Consider the following 22,361-nt stretch of genomic DNA (forward strand, 5'->3'; position numbering starts at 1 on the left):
TCAGATCTGGGATGCGTACACGATGACATTGTCGAGGTATTCGCCCTTGGCGTAGTCGAACTTGCCGCCGCACGTTACCAGCTTGAGCCCGTCCTCCAGGTAGACCCGCTTGGCAGGGAAGCTGTCCTTGTGCACCTGCTCGATCGAGTCCACCTTGTACCGCACGACCTTGCCGTCGCTGCGCTCCACCTTGACGGTCTCGCCCTTGCGTAACTGCCTGAGCTTGTAGAACACGGCCGGAGCCGTCTTGGTGTCGACGTGGCCGATGATCACCGAGGCGCCCTTCTCGCCGGGGACGGCGCTGCCGGTGTACCAGCCGGCCACCTTCGGCTTCTCGTAGGGCGGCAGCTCGACCTCGCCGTTCTTCTGCAGGTCGAGCTTCATCAGGTCGGCCTCGACGTCGATCGAGGGGATGTCGATGCTCTGGGGCACGACTGCTGCGGCAGGGGTGGTGCCGGTCTGCATGCTCTTGCCGAACGCGACCAGCAGCAGGCCCGTGACGGCGCCGGCGAGCACCACCCGTCCAGGGCGGGCCATGATCTACGCCCGGCTGCGACGCTTGATCGCGTAACCGACGCCACCGGCCAGGGCCAGGGCGATGAGCACTCCTGCCGGGCCGAGCGGGATCGAGGACTCCTCGGAGGCGTCCTGTGCGTACGTGCCGCCGCCGCCGGCCCTGGGCGCCCTGGTGGGCAGCGTGGTGGTCGGCTCGGCCTCGGCATCGGCCGCGACCACCCTGAGCGTGGCCCTGCCCAGGTCGTTGGTGCCGTCGCACTTGACGTCGACGCGGTAGCTGCCGCGCCGGATCGTTCCCGAGACCTGCGCCTCGCCGCGCACCCAGGGGGAGCCCGCGGCGGGGGTGGCCGTCGAGGTGGGGGTGATCGAGGCCGCGGGGACCGGGTTGAGCGTGACGCCGTTGATGAACGCCCTGGACGTGGCGGTGCCGGTGTGGGCGGGCCCGCCGGTCGGGACCGGGCAGTTGGCCAGGATCCACACCCTGGACGTCTCGCCGGCGGTGACGCGGTCGGGGTTGAGCTGGACCGAGATGGTCTGCCTGGTCGTGGTCGTCCGCGGAGTGCTGGTCGCCGTGGTCGTCGCGGTGGTCGTGGCGGTGCCCGTGGGGGAGGCCGTGCCACTGGCCGTGGGGGTGGGTGTGCCTGTTGGATCGGTCTCCGCCGAGGCCGTGCAGCCGGTCAGACCGACCATGACGATGGCTCCCGCGTACGCGACTCGCCTGACCCTGAGCACCGGCCGCACCCCACTTTGCCGTCTTGCAACCCAGCATCCACCAAAAGTGTGGATGTCGCCCCTCCTGATACCCAGAAATTCTGGGCGAATCCCTGACCAACGATCATGATTTATATCTTCGGCCTGGTAAGTCAAGGGTGCCAGCTATACCCGGGTTTGACGGGCGTTTTAGCCTTCTGGCGGATCAGACGGCGTGTCGGACCACCTGGGGCCCACACCTCGCAGCGTGACGATGCGGGCCTCGTCGCCCGCCTCGCGGTCGATGTGGATTTCCAGCCGGTCGTCGGCCAGCCCCTCGACCAGCCCCTCGCCCCACTCCACGACGGTGACCGACTCCTCCAGCGAGGCGTCCAGGTCGAGGTCGTCCACCTCCAGCTCGCCGCCCAGCCGGTAGGCGTCAGCGTGGACGAGCGGCGGGCCCTGGCGCAGCGAGGGGTGCACCCTGGCGATCACGAACGTGGGCGAGGTGATCGGGCCACGTACTTTGAGGCCCTCGGCGATGCCCTGGACGAGCGTGGTCTTGCCCGCGCCGAGCGGGCCCGACAGGACGAGCAGGTCTCCGGGGCGCAGGCGGGCGGCCAGGCGGGCGCCGTAGGCCCGCATGTCGTCGGCGGTGGCGAGCCTCATCAGAGCTCCACCCGCTTCACCAGGTCGCGCAGCGCGTCGTTGACGATGCCGGGCCGCTCCAGCTGGATCAGGTGGGAGGTGTCGGGCACCTCGGTGAGCTGCGCCTTGGGCAGGGCGGCGGCGATGGCCTTGCTGTGGTCGGGCGGGGTCAGCCAGTCGCGCTCGCCGACCAGGATCGCGGTGGGCACCGGGTCGAGCACGTGGAGGGCGGAGAGCTTGTCGTGGTTCATCAGCGCCGGGTAGAAGTCGGCGAACACCTCGGTCGGCGTCGCCCTGATCATCGACTCGGCGAAGTCGACCACGGTGGGGCTGATGTTCTTGGAGTCGCCGAAGCCCATGTAACGAGTGATCAGGAAGGCGATGTCGCTGCCCACGTGGCGGGCCCGGTCGGCCAGCGCGCCCCGCTTGCCCAGCATCGAGACCGTGGAGGGTGCCACCTTGTGCACGGCCTTGGACAACATCGCGGGCATGCCCAGCGTCAGCTCGGCGAGCTTGCCGGCCGAGGTCGCGATGAGCGCCACCGCGCGGATCTTGTCGCCGAACAGCTCGGGGTAGCGGTCGGCCAGCGCCATGATCGTCATGCCGCCCATGGAGTGGCCGACCAGCACGCACGGGCCGGGCACGTACTGCCGGATCACCTCGGCCAGGTCCTCGCCCAGCCGGTCGATCGTGCTGTCCTCGGCGGTCGAGCGCTGGGAGCGGCCGTGGGAGCGCTGGTCCCAGAGCAGGATCCGGTAGTTGTCGCGCAGGTCTTTCCGCTGGTAGTGCCACGACTCCAGGCTGAGGCAGTAGCCGTGGCAGAAGACGACCGTCAGCGGCGCGTCCTCGGGGCCGTCGACCTCGATGTGCAGGGCCTTGCCGTCAGAGGTGACGAGCGTGCGCTCCCTGCCCCTCAGCTCACCGAACGGCTCGCTCGCCTCGGTGTCGGGACGCAGCCTGATCCGGCCCACCGCGTAACGTTTGGCCAGCGCCGCCGCCGCGACGCCGGCGGAAGCCGCACCGACGAGCGCGCCGGCGATCCCTACCCTGCGCCGTGTTGTCGTCGTCATGTCCCCGATCCTTCTCCGCTCATGGCCGCCGCGATGTGCCCTTCATCACTGCCGGTAAACCCGGGGCACGCGCGCGCCGATCCTGGTCACGATCTCATGCGTGATCGTGCCGAGAGTATCCGCCCATTCCTGGGCGGTCGGCTCGCCCCCGTCACCTGGCCCGAACAGCACGACCTCGTCGCCCGCCGAGAGCGGGTCGTCACCCATGTCGATCATGAACTGGTCCATGCACACCCGGCCGGCGATCAGCCTGCGGCGGCCGCCCGCCAGGACCTCGGCCCGGCCCGTCGCGTGCCGGAGTATGCCGTCGGCGTATCCGAGGGGGACGAGGCCGAGCGTGGTCTCGCGCTCGGTGGTGTAGAGGTGCCCGTAGGAGACGCCCGCGCCCTCGGTGACCCGCTTGACCAGGCCCACCCGCGCCACGAGCGTCATGGCCTGGCGGAGGCCGAAGTCGCCCAGCTCGGGGATGGGGCTCAGGCCGTACATCGCGATGCCGGGCCTGACCAGGTCGTAGTGGGCGGCGGGGAGCGTGAGGGCGGCGGCCGAGTTGGCGATGTGCCTGATCACGTGGGAGCCGGCCGCGCCGGCCTGCTCGGCCAGCTTGAGCGCGGCCTCGAAGGCTTCCAGCTGCCGCTCGATCGACGGGTGGCCCGGGATGTCGGCGCAGGCGAAGTGGGACCAGAGCCCGACGATCTCGACGACGCCCTCGGCGCGCAGCTCCAGCGCCCTGGCCAGCAGCTCCGGCCAGGCGGCGAGCGGGGCGCCGCCCCTGCTCATGCCGGTGTCGGCCTCCAGGTGCATGCGCGCCGTGCGGCCCGTGCGCCGGGCGGCGGCGGCGATCTCGTCGAGCAGCCGCACGTCGGCGGCCGACAGCTCGATGTCGTGGGTCAGCGCCTCGTCGAGCGGCTCGCCCGGGGTGATCAGCCAGGACAGGATCGGCGCGGTCACGCCGCGCTCGCGCAGCTCCAGGGCCTCCCTGACGAACGCGGTGCCGAGCCGGCTCGCGCCTCCCCGCAGCACCGCCTCGGACACCGGCACCAGGCCGTGGCCGTAGGCGTCGGCCTTGACCGCGCCCATGAGCTCCGCCCCGCCGACCCGCTCCTTGAGCAGGGCCACGTTGTGCCTGATGGCGGCCAGGTCCACCCGGGCCTGGGCGGGCGTGTCCATCGAGGAGTACATCCTTCTAGTGTGGCAGCTCCCGCACGCGGCCGAGCGCGATTCCCGTCGCTCGCCCGTCACGAACTCGCGCTGGTCACGGCACGGATGGCCGCCGGGACCGCGGTCGCCACGTCGGCGGCGGCCAGGGGCGCGCCGTTGGCGGCCAGCCGGCCGGCCAGCCCGTGCAGGAAGGCGCCGCAGGAGGCGGCGTCGTAGCAGCTCAGACCTTGGGCGAGCAGCGCGCCGGCCACGCCGGACAGCACGTCGCCGGTGCCGCCGGTGGCCAGCCAGGGCGTGCCGGTGACGTTCACGCGCACCGGCCTGGAGTCCTCGGCCACCACGGTGGTCGAGCCCTTGAGCAGCACGGTCACGCCCAGCTCGGCCGCCGCCCGGCGGGCGTGCTCCAGCCGGGCCGCCTCGATGTCGTCGCGGTCGGCGCGGATGAGCCGGGCCAGCTCCCCGGCGTGCGGGGTGAGCAGGACCGGGGCGGACCGGCGCAGCAGCCCGCGGTCCCTGGCCACCAGGGTCAGCCCGTCGGCGTCGATCAGCACGGGCACGTTGGAGGCGAGCACCCTGCCCGCCAGCTCGTACGCCCAGTCGTCGGTGCCGAGGCCGGGCCCCAGCACCCACGCCTGCACCCGGCCCACCTGCTCGATCGAGGGCTCGTCCAGCAGCGTGACGACGGCCTCCGGCCAGTGCGCGCGCACCTGGTCGACCGGCGCCCGCCGCCCGGCGTAGCGGACCATGCCCGCGCCGCCCCGCAGCGCGCCGGCCACGGCCAGCACGGCCGCGCCGGTGAACAGGTCGCTCCCGGCCGCGACGCCCAGCACCCCCCGGCGGTATTTGTCCGACTCGTTGCCCGGCCGCGGCATCAGGTCGTCCACGTCGCCGCCGGTGAGCGCGGCCACGTCGGGATCAGGCAGGTACGCCCCCAGCCCGATGTCCACCAGCTCGACCTCCCCCGCGAAGGCGGCACCGGGATCGACCAGCAACCCCGTCTTGTACGCCCCCATGGTCACGGTCACCCTGGCCCGGACGGCCGCCCCGGCCACCTGCCCGCTGCTCGCGTCCACGCCGCTCGGCACGTCGACGGCCACGATCGTGCCCCTGGCCGCGTTCGCCTCCTCGGCCAGCCCCGCGTACGGCTCCCGCAGCGCCCCCGACGCCCCGATCCCGACGAGCCCGTCGACGATCAGGTCGGCCCGCTCCAGGGCCGAGCGGTCGACGACCCGCCCGCCCGCGTCCAGCAGCGCCCGCAGGCCCGCCTCGTGCGTCTTGGACCCGGCCAGCACGGCGCCCACCCAGGCCCCGCGCCTGGCCAGCCGCTCGCCCGCGTAGAGCGCGTCGCCTCCGTTGTCGCCGCTGCCGACGAGCAGCACGACCCGTTTGCCGTAGACGCGGCCCAGCAGGTCGGCGCAGGCGGCGGCGAGCCCGGTGGCGGCCCGCTGCATGAGCGTCCCCTCGGGCAGCAGCGCCATGAGCGCGTGCTCGGCGCCCCGGATCTGGATGGCGGAGTAGGCAGTGCGCATGATCCGAAGCTATCCCTCCGCGATCACATAGGCCACGGCCACGCCCGCGTCGTGGCTGAGGGAGATGTGCCAGCGCTGGACCCCGAGGTCGTAGGCCACCTCGGCCACCTTGCCGGAGACCCGCAGCTCGGGCTTGCCGAGCTCGTCGCAGCGCACCTCGGCCTCCAGGTGCCCGAGGCCCTTGGGGGCGCCCAGCGCCTTGGCCACGGCCTCCTTGGCGGCGAACCTGGCGGCCAGCGAGTGCACCGGCAGCGGCCGCTCGACCTCGGTGAAGAGCCGGTCCTTGAGCTGCGGCGTACGCGCCAGCGCGGCCTCGAAGCGGGCGATGTCCACGACGTCCACGCCGATACCCAGGATCATCGTCCCAGCGTACTCAGAACGGGCCGCGCCCCCACGGCCCCCAGATGGCGATGGACATCCCCTGTTTGGCCTGGATGTTGACGTAGAGGGTGTGGCCGCCGGGACCGAACGTGGAGCCGGCGAACTCCGCCCCCTCGTCGCCGGAGATCGGCGCCAGGCGGCAGAAGTCGAAGATCTCCCCCGCCTTGCTGAGCCCGCGCAGGTAGTTGTCGCCGTCGCCGTCCTCGCACAGCACCAGCGTGCCGCGCCTGCTGACCGTCACGTTGTCGGGCAGGTCGAGCACGGACGAGCGGGGCGACTCGTAGGCGAGCTTGAGCCGCCCGCTCCACGTCTCGTACGCCCACACCTGCCCCCGGCCGTTCCCGAACCCGTCGGGCGCCGTGTCGCCCGGCGCGGTGGCCCCGCCCTGCGTGGAGACGAAGTAGATCGTCCCCTGGTGGTGGACGGCCCCCTCCAGCCTGGCGAAGATGGCCGCGCCCTCCTCCCGGCCCTGCCTGCCCACCGCCTGGGCGGCCTCGTCGTAGGAGGGCCTGCCCTTGAAGGCGGGGTCGGGGTCGTCGATGTCCACCCAGCGCGTCTCGTACGCGGCGCCGGGCGCCTGCCCCACGGACAGGTTCTTGCGGTCAGCGCCCTTGACGGCGAGCATCTGCAGCCGGCCGCCGTCGAGCAGCCGCCCGGCCAGGACCGGGTGCTTCGGCGGCAGATAGCGGTAGAAGCCGGACGGAAAGCTGTAGTTGTCCTCGGTCAGGTAGATCGCGCCCGAGGAGGGGTCGAAGGCGGCGGACTCGTGCGGGAAGCGCCCGGCCGACCGGATCGGCCTGGCGGTGGCGGCGCGGCCGACCGGCACCTCGAAGATGTAGCCGTGCCCGCGCTCGAGCCTGGCGTTGTCGCCGCCGGAGAAGTCGCCGGCCACGTCGGGTCCGTTGACCGTCTCCTCGCAGCTCACCCAGGCCCGCCAGACCATGGGGCCGCCCGAGCAGTTCATCATGGTGCCGTTCAGCGAGGGCGCGCTCTTGATCACCTCGCCGTAGCGGGTGACCTGCAACGTGGAGGTGCCGCCCCCGGCCATGCGGTCGTAGGCCTTGTCCCTGTCGCCGAACGCGCCCACGGGCCCGTTGACCTCGTGGTTGCGGATCAGAACTGCGCTGTCCTTCGGCCCGGCGAAGGCCGCCATGCCGTCGTGCCGGCCCGGGACCGTGGACCCGTCGCTGAACTTGTCGCCGGCCACGCTGAACGAGCGGTATTTGAACCCGTCCGGCAGGTGCAGCCGCGCCTTCCCGTCACGCAGGTCGCGGACGGGACGCAGCGGGCCGTAACCGGGTACGGGCCTGGCCCCGCCATGGGCCCCGGCGCACGCGACCCCCGCGAAGGGCCCGGCGATGCCGGTGACCACGTTGGTGATGAAGCGACGACGGTCCACGGAAAACCTCCCGTCCGGACAGTAGCCGCCGACCCACCGTTGCATAACGGATTTGGGGAAGGCCCCCCTTCTTTCCCCGAACTGGGTCTCGGTAATCCCACGTCTTTATCCACAGGCTGTGGATTCACGGGGACCGCCCCGGACACGATCCGGTTTGTCGCACATCGCTACGCTGCCTAGGTGAACAACGGCTACGTGGAACTGAGCAGGGAGCAGTGGAGCGAGCTCCGCAAGAACACGCCCTTGACTCTCACCGCAGACGAGCTGGAAGAGCTACGCGGCCTCGACGACCCCATCGACCTCACCGAAGTCACCGACATCTACCTCCCTCTGACCCGGCTGCTCAACCTGCACTTCACCGGGTCCAAGCAGCGCAGCAGCGTGCTGAGCGCGTTCCTCGGCCATCCCGAGCAGCGCGTCCCGTACATCCTGGGCATCGCGGGCAGCGTCGCGGTCGGCAAGTCGACCACGGCCCGCCTGCTGCACACCCTCCTGGCCCGCTGGCCCGAGCACCCGCACGTGGAGCTGATCACCACCGACAGCTTCCTCTACCCCAACGCGGTGCTCGACGCCAAGAAGATCATGCATCGCAAGGGTTTCCCGGAGAGCTATGACCGGCGGGCGCTGGTCAGGTTCGTGGCGGAGGTGAAGGCAGGAGCGGCGGAGGTGCACGCACCGGTCTACAGCCACCTCGAGTACGACATCGTCCCCGGCACCACCCAGACCGTGAAAAGTCCCGACATCTTGATCATCGAAGGACTCAACGTCCTCCAGCCCGCCCCGCCCACCTCCCTCGCGGTCAACGACTACTTCGACTTCTCCATCTACGTGGACGCCAAGGTCGAGGACATCCGCTCCTGGTACATCGACCGCTTCCACAAGCTCCGCCGGACCGCCTTCGAGGACCCGAAGTCGTACTTCCGGCACATCGCGGAGCTGTCCTACGACGAGGCCACGAACTTCGCGGTCAACGTCTGGCGCGACATCAACGAGCGCAACCTGGTCGAGAACATCGCCCCCACCAGGGGCCGGGCCGACCTCGTCCTCAAGAAGGGCGTAGACCACTCCGTACGGCGGGTACGCCTCCGCCAGACCTGAACGCCTCCTCGAACAGATAACGGGCGAACCTGCCACCGCACTCCTGGTCGTCCACGTCGGCGAACCAGCACTCCTCACCGTGGTCATGGCACCTGTACCGGATCATGTGAGGAAGCCTCGGGTAATCGCGTCAACACATCGTCAACATCCGATCGACGACAATGGGGCGCGTGCTCCATCTACGACTGATCATCCCGGCCGCGCGCACCGACGAGGTGACGACGGTGTTGGAGGACTGCCCCGGCGTCACCAACATCGTCGTCCTGCCGGGCGCCGCCCGCGAGCCACGCGGCGACGTGGTCCTGTGCGACGCGGCCAGAGAGTCGGCCAACCAGGTGCTGACCCAGCTCAAGTGGCTGGAGACCGAGGGGTCGATCGCCGCCGAGCAGATTGATCTGTCGCTGTCGAAAGTCGCCGAGGACGCCGTCAAGGAGGCGCCGGGCGAGCCCGACGACGCGGTGATCTGGGAGGAGCTCGCCCAGAAGGTCTACGCCGACACCCGTGTCACGTGGGCCTACCTGGCCTTCCTGGCCATCGCCACCCAGCTCGCGGGCATCGGCGTGCTGCAGAACTCCCCCATCCTGATCGTCGGCGCGATGGTGCTCGGCCCCGAGTTCGGCGCGGTCGCGGCCATCTGCTTCGGCCTGCTGCGCCGCAGGGGCCACCTGATCGCGACCGCGCTGCGGACGCTGGTGATCGGGTTCGCCGTGGCGATCGCGATCACCTACGCCTGCGCGCTCGTCTCTTACTGGCTCGGCTGGATCGACCTCGGCAACCTCACCAGGAACGAGGAGGTCCAGTTCATCGTCAAGCCGGACCGCTGGTCGTTCATCGTGGCGCTGCTGGCGGGCGCGGCCGGGGTGCTGTCGGTCACGGCCGGCAAGTCCTCGGCCCTGATCGGCGTCTTCATCTCGGTCACCACCGTGCCCGCCGCCGGCTACGCGGCCGTCGCGCTGGCGCTGAGCGACTGGAAGGAGGTCGCGGGGTCGGTCTCGCAGCTCGCCGTGAACATCGCCGGGATGGTCATCGCGGGCACCATCACCCTCCTGGTCCAGCGCAGATTCTGGCCTCAAGTAGGACGGCGTTCATCCGTATGACCGAGGCGCCGGCCATGGCGGCCCCGGTAGTGTCCGGCACATGCACATCCTCGCCACCGAGGGGCTGACCAAACGTTTCCCCACCGTCACCGCGGTCGACCAGCTCACGGTCACCGTGGGCGCCGGGGTCACCGGTCTGGTCGGGGCGAACGGCGCCGGCAAGTCCACGCTGATCAAGATCCTGCTCGGCCTGCTGCCGCCCACCGCCGGCGCCGCGCGCGTCCTCGACCTGGACGTCACCGCGCAGGGCGCCGAGATCCGCAGGCTCGTCGGCTACATGCCCGAGCACGAATGCCTGCCCCCCGACGTCTCCGCCACCGAATTAGTCGTCCACCTCGCCCGCATGTCCGGGCTGCCACGAACCGCCGCCCGCGAGCGCGCCGCCGACGTCCTGCGCCACGTCGGCCTGGCCGAAGAGCGCTATCGCGCCGTCGGCACCTACTCCACCGGCATGAAACAGCGGGTGAAGCTGGCCCAGGCGCTCGTCCACGACCCCAAGCTCATCTTCCTCGACGAGCCCACCAACGGCCTCGACCCGCGCGGCCGCGACGAGATGCTGACGCTGATCAGGCGCATCGGCACCGAGTTCGGCATCAGCGTCCTGGTCACCTCCCACCTGCTGGGCGAGCTGGAGCGCGTCTGCGACCACGTGATCGTCATCGACGCCGGGCGGCTGCTGCGCTCGTCCGCGATCGGCGAGTTCACCCAGGCCACGCAGACCGTGACGGTCGAGGTCGACGAGGGCCTCGACGAGCTGGCCGCCCGCCTGGCCGCCGACGGGCAGACCGTCTCGCGTCAGGGGCGCCTGCTGGTGATCAAGGTGCTGGGGCCCGAGACGTACGACGCGATCCGCGACGCCGCCGTCGACCTGGACCTGTGCCTGATCCGCCTCGAAGAGGGCCGCCACCGCATCGAGGACGTCTTCAGGGATGAGGTCGCACATGTCTGAGATTTACGACATCGGCTATCGGCACTACGACGGTCCCCGACTCGGCCGGGGCTACTCGGCCAGGGCGCTGGCCGTGCACAGCCTGCGCGGCATCTTCGGTCTCGGCCGCCCGGCGCGCAGCAAGGTCGTGCCGTTCGCCCTGGTCGCCATCATGATGCTGCCGGCGGTCGTGAACATCGCCATGATGGCGCTGGTGCAGCAGCGCGGCATCCCCTACAGCGGGTTCGCCGTGGTCATGCAGGCCGTGGTGGCGATCTTCCTGGCCGCGCAGGCGCCCACCGTCGTCGCGCCCGACCTGCGCCACCGCGTGCTGCCGCTCTACCTGTCGCGCCCGGTCTCCGTCGCCGAGTACGTCGGCGCCAAGGTCGTGGCCATGACCGTGGCGGTGTTCGCGCTGGTCGCGGCCCCGCTCACGCTGATCTTCGTGGGCGAGCTGGTGGTGGACATGCCGGGGCCGCCGGCCACCGGCGAGTTCCTGGGCGCGGTCGTGATGGCGCTGGCGCTGGCGCTGCTGCTGTCGGCGTTCGGGCTGGCGCTGGCCTCGTTCACGCCGCGGCGCGGGCTCGGCGTGGCCTCGGTCATCACCGTCTACCTGCTGTCGTTCGGGTCGGTTCCGCTGATCTACGGCACGCTGTACTCGTCGGGCAACGAGTCCGTGGCTCCCTGGGCGTGGCTGATGAGCCCGTTCTGGCTGGTCGACTCCGTACAGGTCTGGCTGTTCGACACCCCGCGGCACTCCATCGAGAGCGCGCCCTACCCGAACGGCCCCGCCTCGGCGGCGGTGCTGGTGGTGCTGATCGGCCTCGCCCTGCTCGCGCTGGGGCTGCGCTACAGGAAGGCGGCCGCGCAATGAAGATCGAGCTCTCGCAGGTCTCCCGCTGGTACGGCAACGTGGTGGCGGTCAACGACGTCACGATGACCATCGGCCCGGGCGTCACGGGCCTGCTCGGCCCGAACGGCGCCGGCAAGTCGACCCTCCTGCACATGATGGCCGGCTTCCTGGCCCCGTCGGGCGGCACGGTCACGCTGGACGGCACCAAGGTCTGGAAGAACCACCACATCTACCGAAATATCGGCCTAGTTCCCGAAAAGGAGGGCGTGTATGGCTTCCTGACCGGCTGGCAGTTCGTCCTCTCGGCCGCCCGCCTGCACGGCCTGGGCAACCCGGAGGAGGCCGCCCGCAAGGCCCTGGCCACGGTGGAGATGGAGGAGCCCAAGGACCGGCGGGTCGAGACGTACTCGAAGGGCATGCGCCAGCGCGTCAAGGTCGCGGCGGCGCTCGTCCACGACCCGCCCGTGCTGCTGCTCGACGAGCCGTTCAACGGCATGGACCCGCGCCAGCGCATGCACCTCATGGACCTGATCCGCGCCATGGGCACGGCCGGCAAGACGATCCTGTTCAGCTCCCACATCCTGGAGGAGGTCGAGCGGGTCGCCCAGCACATCGAGGTCCTGGTGGCCGGGCGGCACGCGGCGTCCGGGAACTTCCGCGAGATCAGGCGCCTGATGACGGACCGGCCCCACCTGTTCATGATCCGCTCCAGCGACGACAGGAAGCTCGCCGCCGCCCTCGTACGCGACGACTCGACCGGCGGCATCGCGCTGCGCCCGGAGGGCCTGGAGGTCCAGGCCACCGAGCTCCGCCGCTTCACCCGTCTCCTGCCCCGGGTCGCCCAGGCCGAGGGTGTGCGCCTGCACCAGGTCTCCCCGGCGGACGAGGACCTGGAGAGCGTCTTCTCCTACCTGATCAACAGGAGCACCTGACCATGAACACAGTCGTCGCCGGCATCACCTACCGGGCCCTGCTGGGCCGCCGGCGGATCCTCCTGCTCCTGCTGCTCCCGCTGGCCCTGATCGGCCTGGCCGTGATGCTGCGCGTGTTCGGCGCCGACGACCAGCGCACGACCGTCCAGCTCATGGAGAACTTCGCGCTCGGCACCATGCTCCCGCTGCTGGGCCTGATCGCCGGCACCGGCGTCATCGCCCCGGAGATCGACGACGGCACGATCATCCACCTGATGTCCAAGCCGATCTCCCGCCCGGTCATCGCCCAGACGAAGTTCCTGGTGGCGGTCACGCTGCTGGCCTTGTTCGCGACCGTGCCGACGTACGTGGCGGCCTGGATCCTGGTGGGCAACGAGGACGGCATCGCCCCAGGCTTCGCCGTGGGCTCGCTGGTGGCCGGCATCGCGTACGCGGCCGTCTTCCTCCTGCTCGGCGTCGTCACCCGGCACGCGGTCACGATCGGCATCGTCTACGCCCTGGTCTGGGAGACGCTGGTGGGCAACCTCATCGCGGGCGCCCACAAGTTCTCGATCCAGCGCTGGGGCCAGTCGATCGCCGACCAGATCAGCGACTCGGCGTTCCTCAAGACGGACGTCACGCTGGGCTTCGCCGTACCGGCCCTGCTCCTCGTCACCGTCGGCGCGGTCCTCTGGGCCGGCCAGCGGTTGCGCGCCTTCTCGCTCACGGGCGACGAGTAGACATGGATCCGGCCCGCGGGAATCCCCGCGGGCCGGATCCGAAATGTTCAGACGCAGGCCGTACGCACCACGTCGGCCAGCCGGCCCGCCACCTGCGTGGCGTGCTCCTCCGACGCGGCCTCGACCATGACCCGGATCATCGGCTCGGTCCCGCTCGGCCTGATCAGGACCCGGCCGGTCTCCCCCAGCTCCGCCTCCGCCTCCGCCACCGCGGCGACGAGTTCGGGCACCGAGGACTTGCCCTTGTCCACGTCCTTGACGTTGATCAGGATCTGCGGCAGCGGCGTCATCACCGCGGCCAGCTCCTTCAGCGGCACCCCCGACTTGGCCATCACGCCCAGCAGGTGGAGCGAGGTGAGCAGGCCGTCACCGGTGGTGGCGTGGTCGAGCATGATGACGTGGCCCGACTGCTCGCCGCCGAGGTTGAAGCCGTCGGACTTCATCCGCTCCAGCACGTAACGGTCACCCACCGCGGTCTCCACCACGGTGATCCCGGCATCGCGCATGGCCAGCTTGAAGCCGAGGTTCGACATCACAGTCGCGACCACGGTGTCCTTGGCCAGCAGGCCCTCGCCGTGCATGGCGGCGGCCAGGATGGCCATGATGTGGTCACCGTCGATGATCGAGCCCGTGTGGTCGACCGCCAGGCAGCGGTCGGCGTCGCCGTCGTAGGCCACGCCCAGGTCCGCCCCGCGCGAGATGACCACCTGCTGGAGCTTGTCCAGGTGGGTGGAGCCGTAACCGGCGTTGATGTTGAGGCCGTCGGGCCGCGCGCCGATGGCCTCGACCCTGGCTCCCGCGCGCACCAGCGCCTCCGGAGCCACCATGTGGGCGGCGCCGTGGGCGCAGTCGACCACGATGTTCAGGCCGTCGAGCGTGGCACTCATCGTGGTCAGCACGTGGGAGATGTAGCGGTCGGCCTCGCCGTACGCGTCGCGCACGCGGCCCACGCCGGAGCCGACCGGGAAGCTCCACTCCTCGCCCAGCCGCCGCTCGATCTCGTCCTCGACCACGTCGGACAGCTTGAAGCCGCCGCGGGCCAGGAACTTGATGCCGTTGTCGGGCGCGGGGTTGTGCGACGCCGAGAGCATGACGCCGAGGTCGGCGCCGAGCGCGGCGGTGAGGTGGGCGACGGCCGGGGTGGGCAGCACGCCGAGGCGCAGCACATCCACTCCAGACGCCGCGAGGCCGGCGACCACGGCGGCCTCGAGAAACTCTCCCGAGGCACGCGGGTCCCGGCCCACGACCGCTACCGGACGGCGTCCGGTAGCGGCGAACGCGCCTGCATCGCCGAGGACATGAGCCGCCGCCACGGAAAGATCCATGGCGAGCTCGGCTGTGAGGTCGCGACCCGCGACCCCACGTACCCCGTCGGTGCCGAAAAGGCGCGCCAATTTAGCGCTTGCTGTACTGCGGAGCCTTGCGGGCCTTCTTGAGGCCGTACTTCTTCCGCTCCGTGGCGCGGGCGTCACGGGTGAGGAAGCCGGCCTTCTTCAGCGGCGGCCGGTTGACTTCGACGTCCAGGATCGCCAGGGCGCGGGACAGGCCCATGCGCAGCGCGCCGGCCTGGCCGGTCACGCCGCCGCCGTCGATGCGCGCGATGACGTCGAACGCCTCCTCGGCGCCGAGCACCACGAAGGGCTCGTTGACGATCTGCTGGTGGACCTTGTTGGGGAAGTAGACGTCCAGCGAACGACCGTTGATCGTCCACTTGCCGGTGCCGGGGACGATGCGCACGCGGGCGATCGCCTCCTTACGGCGGCCGGTGCCGTACGAGTTGCCCGTGGTGACGGGCTTGCGCACGGGAGCGTCAGCGCTGGCGGCGGACTCGGTGGTGTACTCGGACGGGAAGTCCTCGCTGGAGACTTCCTCCAGCTCGGCCGTCTCTACGACCGTCTCGACACCGGTGGGCTCAGCCACGGTTCTCCTCTAACTCTTTCGAACTACTACTGGGCGATCTGGGTGATCTCGAACGGCACCGGCTGCTGGGCCTGGTGCGGGTGCTCGGAACCCGCGTAGACCTTCAGCTTCTTGGCCATCTTCCGACCGAGGGAGTTCTTCGGCAGCATGCCCTTCACGGCCTTCTCGACGGCCTTGTCGGGGCGCTTGTCCATGAGCTCGCCATAGCTGACGGAACGCAGACCGCCCGGGTAGCCCGAGTGGCGGTACGCCTTCTTCTGCTCACGCTTGTTACCGCTCAGCGCGATCTTGTCGGCATTGATGACGATGACGAAGTCACCCGTGTCGACGTGGTTCGCGAAGATCGGCTTGTGCTTGCCGCGGAGCAGGGTCGCGACGTGGCTGGCCAGCCGGCCCAGCACGACATCGGTCGCGTCGATGACGTACCACTGACGCTGGACGTCGGCGGGCTTCGGTGAGTACGTGCGCACGGTCGTAGCCTTCTTTATGCTCGCGTCTTCGGCGCTGTCGGATGCGACAGCCACATTTGTCGGTCGGTGCGGGCACACGACGGCCCGGACCTTCCGTCTCCGCAACACGGGAGATGACGCCGGACGCGCCGCGCATTGGTCGCGCTGGACCTATGCACACAACGAACCTAAGCTACCCGCCCAATGGCGTGCAGGTCAAAGTGACCGGTAACCCGAAGCGAGTCTACCCGACCGCAGAACGGTTCGATTTCGTTTCCCTGGGACCTCTTCTTTCCCAGGACCCGACATCCCTATCGTTAGCGGCGGTATGTGGCAGAACACTCACACCCGGCAAACCCAGCGGGGCCCACGGCGCCGGAGCCACCTGGGTGTGCTGACCTGCCTCATGGCGGTCCTCTTCACGGGCGTGCTGATCGGCCGGCTGATCGACGACGCGGAGCCGGCCCCCCACATCTACCTCAACGAGACCGCCCCGCCCGCGGCCGCCACCGCCAACCCCGCGCCGACGGCGGCGAAGAAGGCGCAACCGCAGGTCGACCGGATCCCCCGGGGTGTCACGACCAAGAAGATCCCGAGCGAGGCCGCCACACCCAGGCCGACCAGGACGCCCGAAGGGCAGATCCCCGGCTTCAACTCGCACGACGACCCCGCGGTGCTCGGCGACCAGGACGACGGCGTGCGGGTGCTGGCCGGCATGGCGTACGAGGTCGTCTCCCTGACCAACACCGCCCGGGCCAGGCGCGGCTGCGGGCCGCTCAGGGTGGACGACGGGCTCACCCGGTCCGCGCGTACGCACTCGCTGGAGATGGCCCGTACCGGGCGGCTCTCGCACAACTCCCCCGACGGCGCCTCGCCCTGGGACCGGATGGAGCGCGCCGGATACCGCTGGGGCGCCGCCGAGAACATCGGCGCCGGCTACAGCACGCCCGATGAGGCGGTACGCGGCTGGATGGACAGCCCCGACCACCGCAAGAACATCCTGGACTGCCGCCTGAAGGCCATCGGAGTCGGCGTCGCCTCCGGCCCCGGCGGGCTGTGGTGGACCCAGGACTTCGGAACCCAATGACAAACCTCACGGTAATGTCTCCGCATGGGTTCTCCCCAAGAACGTGAAAACGGCACGGGCGACGCTCCCTTCGCCCCCTTCGGCCCCGGCCCCGCCGGCGGCGCCCCCTACGGGATGGGTGGCTCCCCCAGGAGCGGCCCGCCCAACGGCGGCGGCCCCGCAGGCGGCGGACCCGCGGACGGCGGCCCGGCAGGTCGTCGCCCCGCAGGTGGCGACCCCGCGGGCGGCAGCCTAGGGGGCGCATTCAACGGCGGCGGCCCGGCGGGCGGCGCCTTCAACGGCGGCGGTTCCACCGGCGGCCCGTTCAACGGCGACGGACCGGCGGGCGGCGGGCCCGCGGGCCCGTTCAACGGCGGCTCGTTCAACGATGGCCCGTTCAACGGCGGCTCGTTCGACGGCGGCGCGCCGATGAGCGGCGCGCCCGGCGACGGCGGGCCCTCCCGTGGCCGGCGAGGCCGCGGCGGTAGCCACGCGGGCGGCCCCCCGGCGCCCGGCACCTTCGGAGACGACCCATTCGCCGCAGGCCCCGCAGGCCCCGCAGGCGGCCAGCGACCCGGCGGCCCCCCTGGCGACGGCTCGTTCGGAGGCGGCTCGTTCGGCGCAGGCCCCGCAGGCGGCCCGTCCGGTGGCGGGCCGTCCGGTGGCGGCCCATCCGGTGGCCGCCCCTCCGGCGGACGCGACCCCTTCGGCGGCGGTGGCGCCTTCGGCGGGGGTGACGCGTTCGGCGGCGGCGGAGGCGCGTTCGGCGGCGCACCGTCCGGCGACGGTCCGGGAAGCGGCGCCCCGGGAGCGGGCGACCCCACGGACGACGGCCCCGCGACCGGCAAGTCCCGCCGCTCCCGCAAGGAGCGCAAGGGCAAGGACAAGGAAGCCTCCGCCGACGACGGCTCCACCAAGGAAGACGCCGCCGGCGACACCACGAGGGCACCACAGAGCAAGGTCGGCTGGAGCCCCTACGACGAGGGCAAGCGCTCGCGCGCCCCGCTGTGGGCCGCGCTCAGCGGCATCGCGGTGCTCGGCCTGCTCGGCGGCGGCCTCGCGCTGATGTGGAACACCGACGACCCAGTCACCGCCGAGACCACCGCCGCACGCCAGACCTCGGCGCCGCTCCCCTCACCCCCACCCGGCAAGTACGGCTACGCCGCCGAGCGCAGCACCGACCCTGACCCGATCTCGGTCAAGGAGGTCTTCGGCTCGAAGAAGAAGCTCTCCGTCTCCGGCCGCAGCTACGAGATGACGATCACCAGCAAGGACAAGAAGTGCACTGACGGCGCCCTGGGCGACGCGCTCCACAAGGCGCTCAAGGCCGCCAAGTGCACCCAGTTCGTACGCGCGAGCTTCCGCGACAAGGACGGCAAGGTCATCGGCACGGTCGGCGTGGCCAACCTCAGCTCCAGCAAGCAGGCGAGCAAGGTGGCCAAGGCCGGCGACACGAAGAACTACGTCAAGCCGCTGGCGGGCAAGGACACCGTCACCAAGTTCCTCGGCTCGGGCAGCGGCGGCGCGAAGATCTCGACGTACGGCCACTACGCGATCTTGTACTGGTTCCAGAACAAGGACGGCACCAAGCCCGACTCGAAGGGGTCGAAGCGGATTTCCGAGGCCATCAACGACATCACCAAGGCCACCTTGTTCCTGGCCCTGGACAACCGGGCACTCACCGGAAGTCCGCTGGGCTGAACCGGGCATTGAGCGTCAAATGTGCCTGAAGGGGATGCCGGATACCTCTGGGAACACCCATACCGACATAACGATCTCGCTACTCTCGCTAGGCTCCAGCTATGCGTGGCCAGGAACCCGGGTCTGAGCACGATCGCAGGGAAGCCGACCGCTCGGCCGTCCCCGCGACGCCACCGCCGAGCTTCGGCCAGACCAGCGGGCGAGACGTTCCACCGGCGTCCACACCGTCCGATGAGGCGGCGGACGCCGAGGCGCGTCCCGTCCCTCCCGTCTTGCAGGGGCCCCCTCCGCCGGATCTGCCCGATCTGCCCGGTCCGGAGGGGCCGCCCGGCGCCCAGCCGTGGGAGGTGCCGGGCGGCGACGACGACATCCCGTACGACTGGTTCTCCGACCCCACCAACCCCGAGGTGATCCCACCGGAGCCCTTCGGCGCGCCGCAGCCCGGCCACCGACCGCCGGGCCTGCCGCACGAGGAGCACCAGCCGTTCGTCCCGGCACAGGCCGGCCAGCACGCCTTCGGCCCGCCACACACCGACGCCCCGCCCTTCGGCGCACCGGAGACCACCCCCACGCCCTTCGGCACACCCAATCCGGACCACGCGCCCTTCGGCGCGCCCGAGCCCGACCACGCCACCTTCGGCACGGCCAATCCGGACCTCGCGCCCTTCGGCACGCCCGAGCCCAACCCCGCTCCCTTCGCCGCGCCTGAGCCCGACCACGCGCCTTTCGGCCCGCCCGAGACGGACCACACGGCCCTCGGCACGCCCGAGACCGACCACACGGCCTTCGGCACGCCCCAGACCGGCCACACGGCCTTCGGGGTGGAGGCCGCCCACGCCTGGCCCGGCGAGCCGCACACGCCTCAGGCAGCGAGCGACCAGACCCAGCCCGGGCGGCTCCACGACATCCGCCCGTGGGACGAGCCGAAGCAAGCCCCCGGCGAGCAGCCCGGCAGCTGGCCGGTCGAGCCGGTGGTGCCCGGTGCGCCGCCCTGGGAGCCGCCGCCCGCGTTCACCGCCGCCGCGGCGGGCATGCCGGTCTGGCCCGCACCCGTCACCGACCCGAACGCCGTGCCACCCTGGCCGGCCGCCACGGGCGAGCTGGTGGCCGAGCCAGACGCCGACGAGCCGAGCCCGCCCTTCGACCCGAACGCCACCAACCCGGAGGGCTTCACCCGCCCGGCCCACTTCTTCGCCCCGAACGCCGCAGAACGGGACACCGCCCAGCACCCCACGGCAGCCCAGCACCCGGCATCCGGCCCGAACCCAATTCCGAACCCGAACCCGAACCACCCCACACCCGCCCAGCCGGGCACCCCACAGCCCGACAGCACCCACACGGACCCGGACACCACGCAGTCCGCCACCGTCCCCCCGGCCCCGGCCCCGGCCGCCCCGCACCTCCCCGAGCCCGACGACTCAGGCGACACCCGGCCGGGCCTCCGGCTCCCGGCAACCGCCCACTCAGACGACTCGGAAGCGGCCCGACCGGACACCCGGCCACCGGCCCCGGCCGGGCCCGACGCCACACCCGACCGCAAGGTCCCCCTGTCCGCCCCCGTGGCGGAGCACGCCGACACCCGCCCCGCCGTCCCCAACGACCCCGCCCGGCAGCAGGACGACACCACCCGGCCGGCCCACTACTTCGACCCGAACGCGGCCAGGCGCGACCCCGCCAACCCGTCCATCCGCCCCCCGGAGCCCGGCGACGTACCCGTCTGGCCTCCCATCCCCCCTGCCGGTGACAAGCTGCCCGAGCTCCCGTTCTCCAGAGACACCTGGGGCCAGAAGGCCTCGACCTCCCTCGACCTGCCCACGCCCCCCACGGGCAGCCCCGCGTTCCCACCGGGAGCGTTCAAGCAGCCTCCGTTCCAGACCCCGCCCCCACCCCCGCCTCCGGGCAAGAGCAAGCGGGCCCTGCTGGTGACGCTGGGGGCGCTGGCGCTGGCCGGCGTGGCGACGGGCGGATTCTTCGCCTACCAGACCGTGAGCCCCGGGACGCCCACGGCGGCCGAGTCCCGCCCCGCCGTGTCCACCCCGCCGACCGACACGGAGCCGTCCGCCGCCCCGCCCGCCGACGGGGCCGGCACGTCCGTGCTCAACTCCGAGCAGACCGACCCGCAGAAGCTGTCGCTGTCGGAGGCGTTCCCGAAGAAGAAGGTGAGCGCGGCCGGCACGACGTTCACCAGGGTCAAGGCAGACATGGAGACGACCTGCGACAAGGCCGCCACCGGGGACTTCGCCGACGCGCTGAAGGAGCAGAAGTGCAGCCGCGTGCTGCGGGCCACGTACGTCGACAGCAAGCGCCGCTACGCCGTCACCACCGGCATCGCCGTGCTGCCTGACAAGGACGCCGCCGCCACCGCCGACCAGGCGAAGAACCTCTCCCGCAACATCTGGTTCCGCCCGCTCCCGGGCGCCTCCGGCTCGGGCGGCGAGCGCGTGCACATCGCCGGCGGCTACGCGGCGGGCCTGGTCTGGGGCCGCTACATCGTCTTCAGCTACGCCACCCACGCCGACGGCCACACCCCGGCGGCCAAGGAGAAGACGCTGCCCAAGGTCAGCGGCGCGTTCCGCGACCAGACCTCGCTCGTGCTGGAACGCCGCATCACCGGCAACTGATCACTCGGACGCCGTACGCACTCGCCGCGTGGCCTGGGCCCGCGCGGCGAGCTCGGCCTCCGGCGGGTAGCCGACCTCCTCCAGGCACAGCCCGTGCGCCGGAGCCACGTGCACGGCGGAGTCGCGTACGGCCCGCGTCAGCACCTCGCCCGGCCACTCCACCGGCCGCCGCCCGTCCCCGGCCGCCAGCAGCGACCCGACCAGCGCCCGCACCATCGAGTGGCAGAACGCGTCCGCCACCACGGTGGCCACCAGCACCCCGTCCGCCTGCCGCACCCAGTCCAGCCGCTGCAGCTCCCGGATCGTCGTGGCCCCCTCGCGCTTCTTGCAGAACGCCGCGAAGTCGTGCTCGCCGAGCAACCGCGCGGCGGCCGCGTTCAGCGCCCCGAGATCCAGCGGCCGGTTGTGCCAGACCACCTCTCGCCGCCGCAGCGGGTCGACACCGCCCGGGCCGTCACCCACCCGGTACGCGTACCGCCGGAACATCGCCGAGAACCGTGCGTCAAAGCCCTCAGGAGCCACCGAGACCCGATAAATCCGTACATCTGGCTCCAGGACCCCACCGAGCCGTCTCACGAGCGCAGAGAGCCGCTCATCGACGCCCAGCGGCCCCCGGTTCCCGTCGAGCTCGCCCAGCGACCCCTCGGCCACGTCCACGTGCGCGACCTGCCCCCGCGCGTGCACCCCCGCGTCGGTACGCCCCGCCACGGTCAGCTCGGCCGGCCCGCCGAGCCGCAGGATCCGCCCGAGCGCCTGCTCGATCTCCCCCTGCACCGTACGCAGCCCCGGCTGCCTGGCCCATCCCGAGAAGTCGGTCCCGTCGTACGCGAGGTCGAGGCGGAGCCGTACCACGATGATCCTCCCTAGATATGGAAAACGGGCCCGAACCCCCGCAAGGGGATCCGGGCCCGTCTCGTCCGGCCTGGAAGATCAGGCCTCGTCCTTCTTCGCCTCGGCGGGAGCCTCAGCGGCCTCGGCGGCCGGGCTCTCCTCGGCGGCGGCCTCGGGAGCCTCAGCAGCCTCGGCCTTGGCCTCGGCGGCCTCCTCGCCCTCCGGCGCCTCGGTCTCCTCGGCGGCCGGCGCGGGGGCAGCGGCGGGAGCCTCGGTGCGGCGGGTCGTGACGCCGTTCAGCGGCTCGGTCACCAGCTCGATGACCGCCATGGGGGCGTTGTCGCCCTTACGCGCACCGATCTTGGTGATGCGGGTGTAGCCACCGGGACGCTCGGCGAACGTGGTCGCGATCTCGGTGAAGAGGTGGTGCACGACGCCCTTGTCCCGAACGACGGTCAGGACCTGACGCCGGTTGTGGATGTCGCCCTTCTTCGCCTTGGTGATCAGGCGCTCCGCCAGCGGGCGCAGGCGCTTGGCCTTCGCGACCGTCGTACGGATCTTGCCGTGGCGGAACAGATCGGTGGCGAGGTTCGCCAGGATCAGCCGCTCGTGCGCCGGGCTGCCGCCAAGACGTGCACCCTTGGTGGGCTTGGGCATGGTCTTTCTCCTCCTGGATTAACCCGCCCCGGCCGTACCAGGTACCGGAGTCGGGCCGGACCGCGGTCGCTCGCGCGGTCCGTTATTGAACCCCGCGC

Annotated in this window: 22 protein-coding genes; 9 read left to right on the top strand and 13 right to left on the bottom strand. The window is 71.4% G+C overall.

Annotated features, from left to right (window positions below; genetic code table 11):
* The 8 genes from ACTWPW_RS14480 to ACTWPW_RS14515 form a co-directional block, all read right to left on the bottom strand.
* On the bottom strand, positions 1–537 hold the full coding sequence (locus tag ACTWPW_RS14480) for a class F sortase (protein WP_375116601.1): 537 nt from the start codon (positions 535–537) through the stop codon (positions 1–3).
* A gap of 3 nt (positions 538–540) precedes the next feature.
* Positions 541–1,248, bottom strand: coding sequence for a hypothetical protein (locus ACTWPW_RS14485; RefSeq protein ID WP_375116600.1), 708 nt, complete (start codon positions 1,246–1,248; stop codon positions 541–543).
* 168 nt (positions 1,249–1,416) lie between these two features.
* Entirely contained in the window at positions 1,417–1,875 is a 459-nt protein-coding gene (gene tsaE / locus ACTWPW_RS14490; protein ID WP_375116599.1) for a tRNA (adenosine(37)-N6)-threonylcarbamoyltransferase complex ATPase subunit type 1 TsaE, read from the bottom strand.
* The gene (locus ACTWPW_RS14495; protein ID WP_375116598.1) at positions 1,875–2,924 is read right to left on the bottom strand and encodes an alpha/beta fold hydrolase; all 1,050 of its coding nucleotides are present in this window, start codon (positions 2,922–2,924) and stop codon (positions 1,875–1,877) included. The genes tsaE and ACTWPW_RS14495 overlap by 1 nt, the downstream gene beginning before the upstream one ends.
* A 45-nt stretch (positions 2,925–2,969) precedes the next feature.
* Positions 2,970–4,091, bottom strand: coding sequence for an alanine racemase (alr, locus tag ACTWPW_RS14500; RefSeq protein ID WP_443169021.1), 1,122 nt, complete (start codon positions 4,089–4,091; stop codon positions 2,970–2,972).
* Between the two features lie 68 nt (positions 4,092–4,159).
* On the bottom strand, positions 4,160–5,611 hold the full coding sequence (locus tag ACTWPW_RS14505) for an NAD(P)H-hydrate dehydratase (RefSeq protein WP_443169009.1): 1,452 nt from the start codon (positions 5,609–5,611) through the stop codon (positions 4,160–4,162).
* A 9-nt stretch (positions 5,612–5,620) separates the two neighbouring features.
* Complete coding sequence (locus tag ACTWPW_RS14510; protein WP_375116596.1) at positions 5,621–5,971, bottom strand: holo-ACP synthase; 351 nt, start codon at positions 5,969–5,971, stop codon at positions 5,621–5,623.
* 13 nt (positions 5,972–5,984) lie between these two features.
* The gene (locus ACTWPW_RS14515; protein ID WP_443169010.1) at positions 5,985–7,391 is read right to left on the bottom strand and encodes a PhoX family protein; all 1,407 of its coding nucleotides are present in this window, start codon (positions 7,389–7,391) and stop codon (positions 5,985–5,987) included.
* 195 nt (positions 7,392–7,586) lie between these two features.
* Here ACTWPW_RS14515 and coaA point away from each other — a divergent pair, with 195 nt between their 5' ends.
* The 6 genes from coaA (at position 7,587) to ACTWPW_RS14545 (ending at position 13,018) form a co-directional block, all read left to right on the top strand.
* Positions 7,587–8,489 carry a type I pantothenate kinase gene (gene coaA / locus ACTWPW_RS14520; RefSeq protein ID WP_375116725.1) on the top strand — a complete coding sequence of 301 codons (903 nt, stop codon included), beginning with the start codon at positions 7,587–7,589 and terminating at the stop codon, positions 8,487–8,489.
* Between the two features lie 161 nt (positions 8,490–8,650).
* Positions 8,651–9,586 carry a DUF389 domain-containing protein gene (locus tag ACTWPW_RS14525; RefSeq protein ID WP_443169011.1) on the top strand — a complete coding sequence of 312 codons (936 nt, stop codon included), beginning with the start codon at positions 8,651–8,653 and terminating at the stop codon, positions 9,584–9,586.
* Between the two features lie 40 nt (positions 9,587–9,626).
* A complete protein-coding gene (locus tag ACTWPW_RS14530) occupies positions 9,627–10,535 on the top strand; it encodes an ABC transporter ATP-binding protein (protein WP_375116593.1) in 909 nt (302 codons plus the stop codon).
* Positions 10,528–11,388, top strand: a complete 861-nt coding sequence (locus ACTWPW_RS14535) for an ABC transporter permease (RefSeq protein WP_443169012.1) — start codon at positions 10,528–10,530, stop codon at positions 11,386–11,388. Before ACTWPW_RS14530 ends, ACTWPW_RS14535 begins: the two co-directional genes overlap by 8 nt.
* Entirely contained in the window at positions 11,385–12,299 is a 915-nt protein-coding gene (locus ACTWPW_RS14540) for an ABC transporter ATP-binding protein (protein WP_364112914.1), read from the top strand. Before ACTWPW_RS14535 ends, ACTWPW_RS14540 begins: the two co-directional genes overlap by 4 nt.
* A gap of 2 nt (positions 12,300–12,301) precedes the next feature.
* Entirely contained in the window at positions 12,302–13,018 is a 717-nt protein-coding gene (locus ACTWPW_RS14545; RefSeq protein ID WP_375116591.1) for an ABC transporter permease, read from the top strand.
* A 47-nt stretch (positions 13,019–13,065) separates the two neighbouring features.
* Here the strand turns inward: ACTWPW_RS14545 and glmM are convergent, their stop codons facing one another.
* The 3 genes from glmM to rplM are packed head-to-tail and all read right to left on the bottom strand — an operon-like array spanning position 13,066 to position 15,408.
* Positions 13,066–14,412: a phosphoglucosamine mutase gene (gene glmM, locus ACTWPW_RS14550; RefSeq protein ID WP_375116590.1), complete on the bottom strand. Its 1,347-nt coding sequence runs from the start codon at positions 14,410–14,412 to the stop codon at positions 13,066–13,068.
* A gap of 1 nt (position 14,413) precedes the next feature.
* Positions 14,414–14,938 carry a 30S ribosomal protein S9 gene (gene rpsI, locus ACTWPW_RS14555; protein ID WP_364112919.1) on the bottom strand — a complete coding sequence of 175 codons (525 nt, stop codon included), beginning with the start codon at positions 14,936–14,938 and terminating at the stop codon, positions 14,414–14,416.
* Positions 14,939–14,964: 26 nt separating this feature from the next.
* Complete coding sequence (rplM, locus tag ACTWPW_RS14560; protein ID WP_106236123.1) at positions 14,965–15,408, bottom strand: 50S ribosomal protein L13; 444 nt, start codon at positions 15,406–15,408, stop codon at positions 14,965–14,967.
* Positions 15,409–15,793: 385 nt separating this feature from the next.
* Between rplM and ACTWPW_RS14565 the strand changes: the two genes are divergently transcribed.
* The 3 genes from ACTWPW_RS14565 to ACTWPW_RS14575 all read left to right on the top strand — a co-directional run bounded on the left by ACTWPW_RS14565 (position 15,794) and on the right by ACTWPW_RS14575 (position 20,775).
* Positions 15,794–16,474: a CAP domain-containing protein gene (locus ACTWPW_RS14565; protein ID WP_375116589.1), complete on the top strand. Its 681-nt coding sequence runs from the start codon at positions 15,794–15,796 to the stop codon at positions 16,472–16,474.
* Positions 16,475–16,498: 24 nt separating this feature from the next.
* Positions 16,499–18,154, top strand: a complete 1,656-nt coding sequence (locus ACTWPW_RS14570) for a hypothetical protein (protein ID WP_443169013.1) — start codon at positions 16,499–16,501, stop codon at positions 18,152–18,154.
* A 272-nt stretch (positions 18,155–18,426) separates the two neighbouring features.
* Positions 18,427–20,775, top strand: coding sequence for a hypothetical protein (locus tag ACTWPW_RS14575; protein WP_443169014.1), 2,349 nt, complete (start codon positions 18,427–18,429; stop codon positions 20,773–20,775).
* Here the strand turns inward: ACTWPW_RS14575 and truA are convergent, their stop codons facing one another.
* Together truA and rplQ are read right to left on the bottom strand one after the other, a co-directional pair.
* Positions 20,776–21,627: a tRNA pseudouridine(38-40) synthase TruA gene (gene truA, locus ACTWPW_RS14580; protein ID WP_375116586.1), complete on the bottom strand. Its 852-nt coding sequence runs from the start codon at positions 21,625–21,627 to the stop codon at positions 20,776–20,778.
* Positions 21,628–21,705: 78 nt separating this feature from the next.
* On the bottom strand, positions 21,706–22,263 hold the full coding sequence (gene rplQ, locus ACTWPW_RS14585) for a 50S ribosomal protein L17 (protein WP_443169015.1): 558 nt from the start codon (positions 22,261–22,263) through the stop codon (positions 21,706–21,708).
* Between the last annotated feature and the right edge of the window lie 98 nt (positions 22,264–22,361).

The sequence above is a fragment of the Nonomuraea sp. KM90 genome, from assembly GCF_052246675.1.
GTDB lineage: Bacteria > Actinomycetota > Actinomycetes > Streptosporangiales > Streptosporangiaceae > Nonomuraea.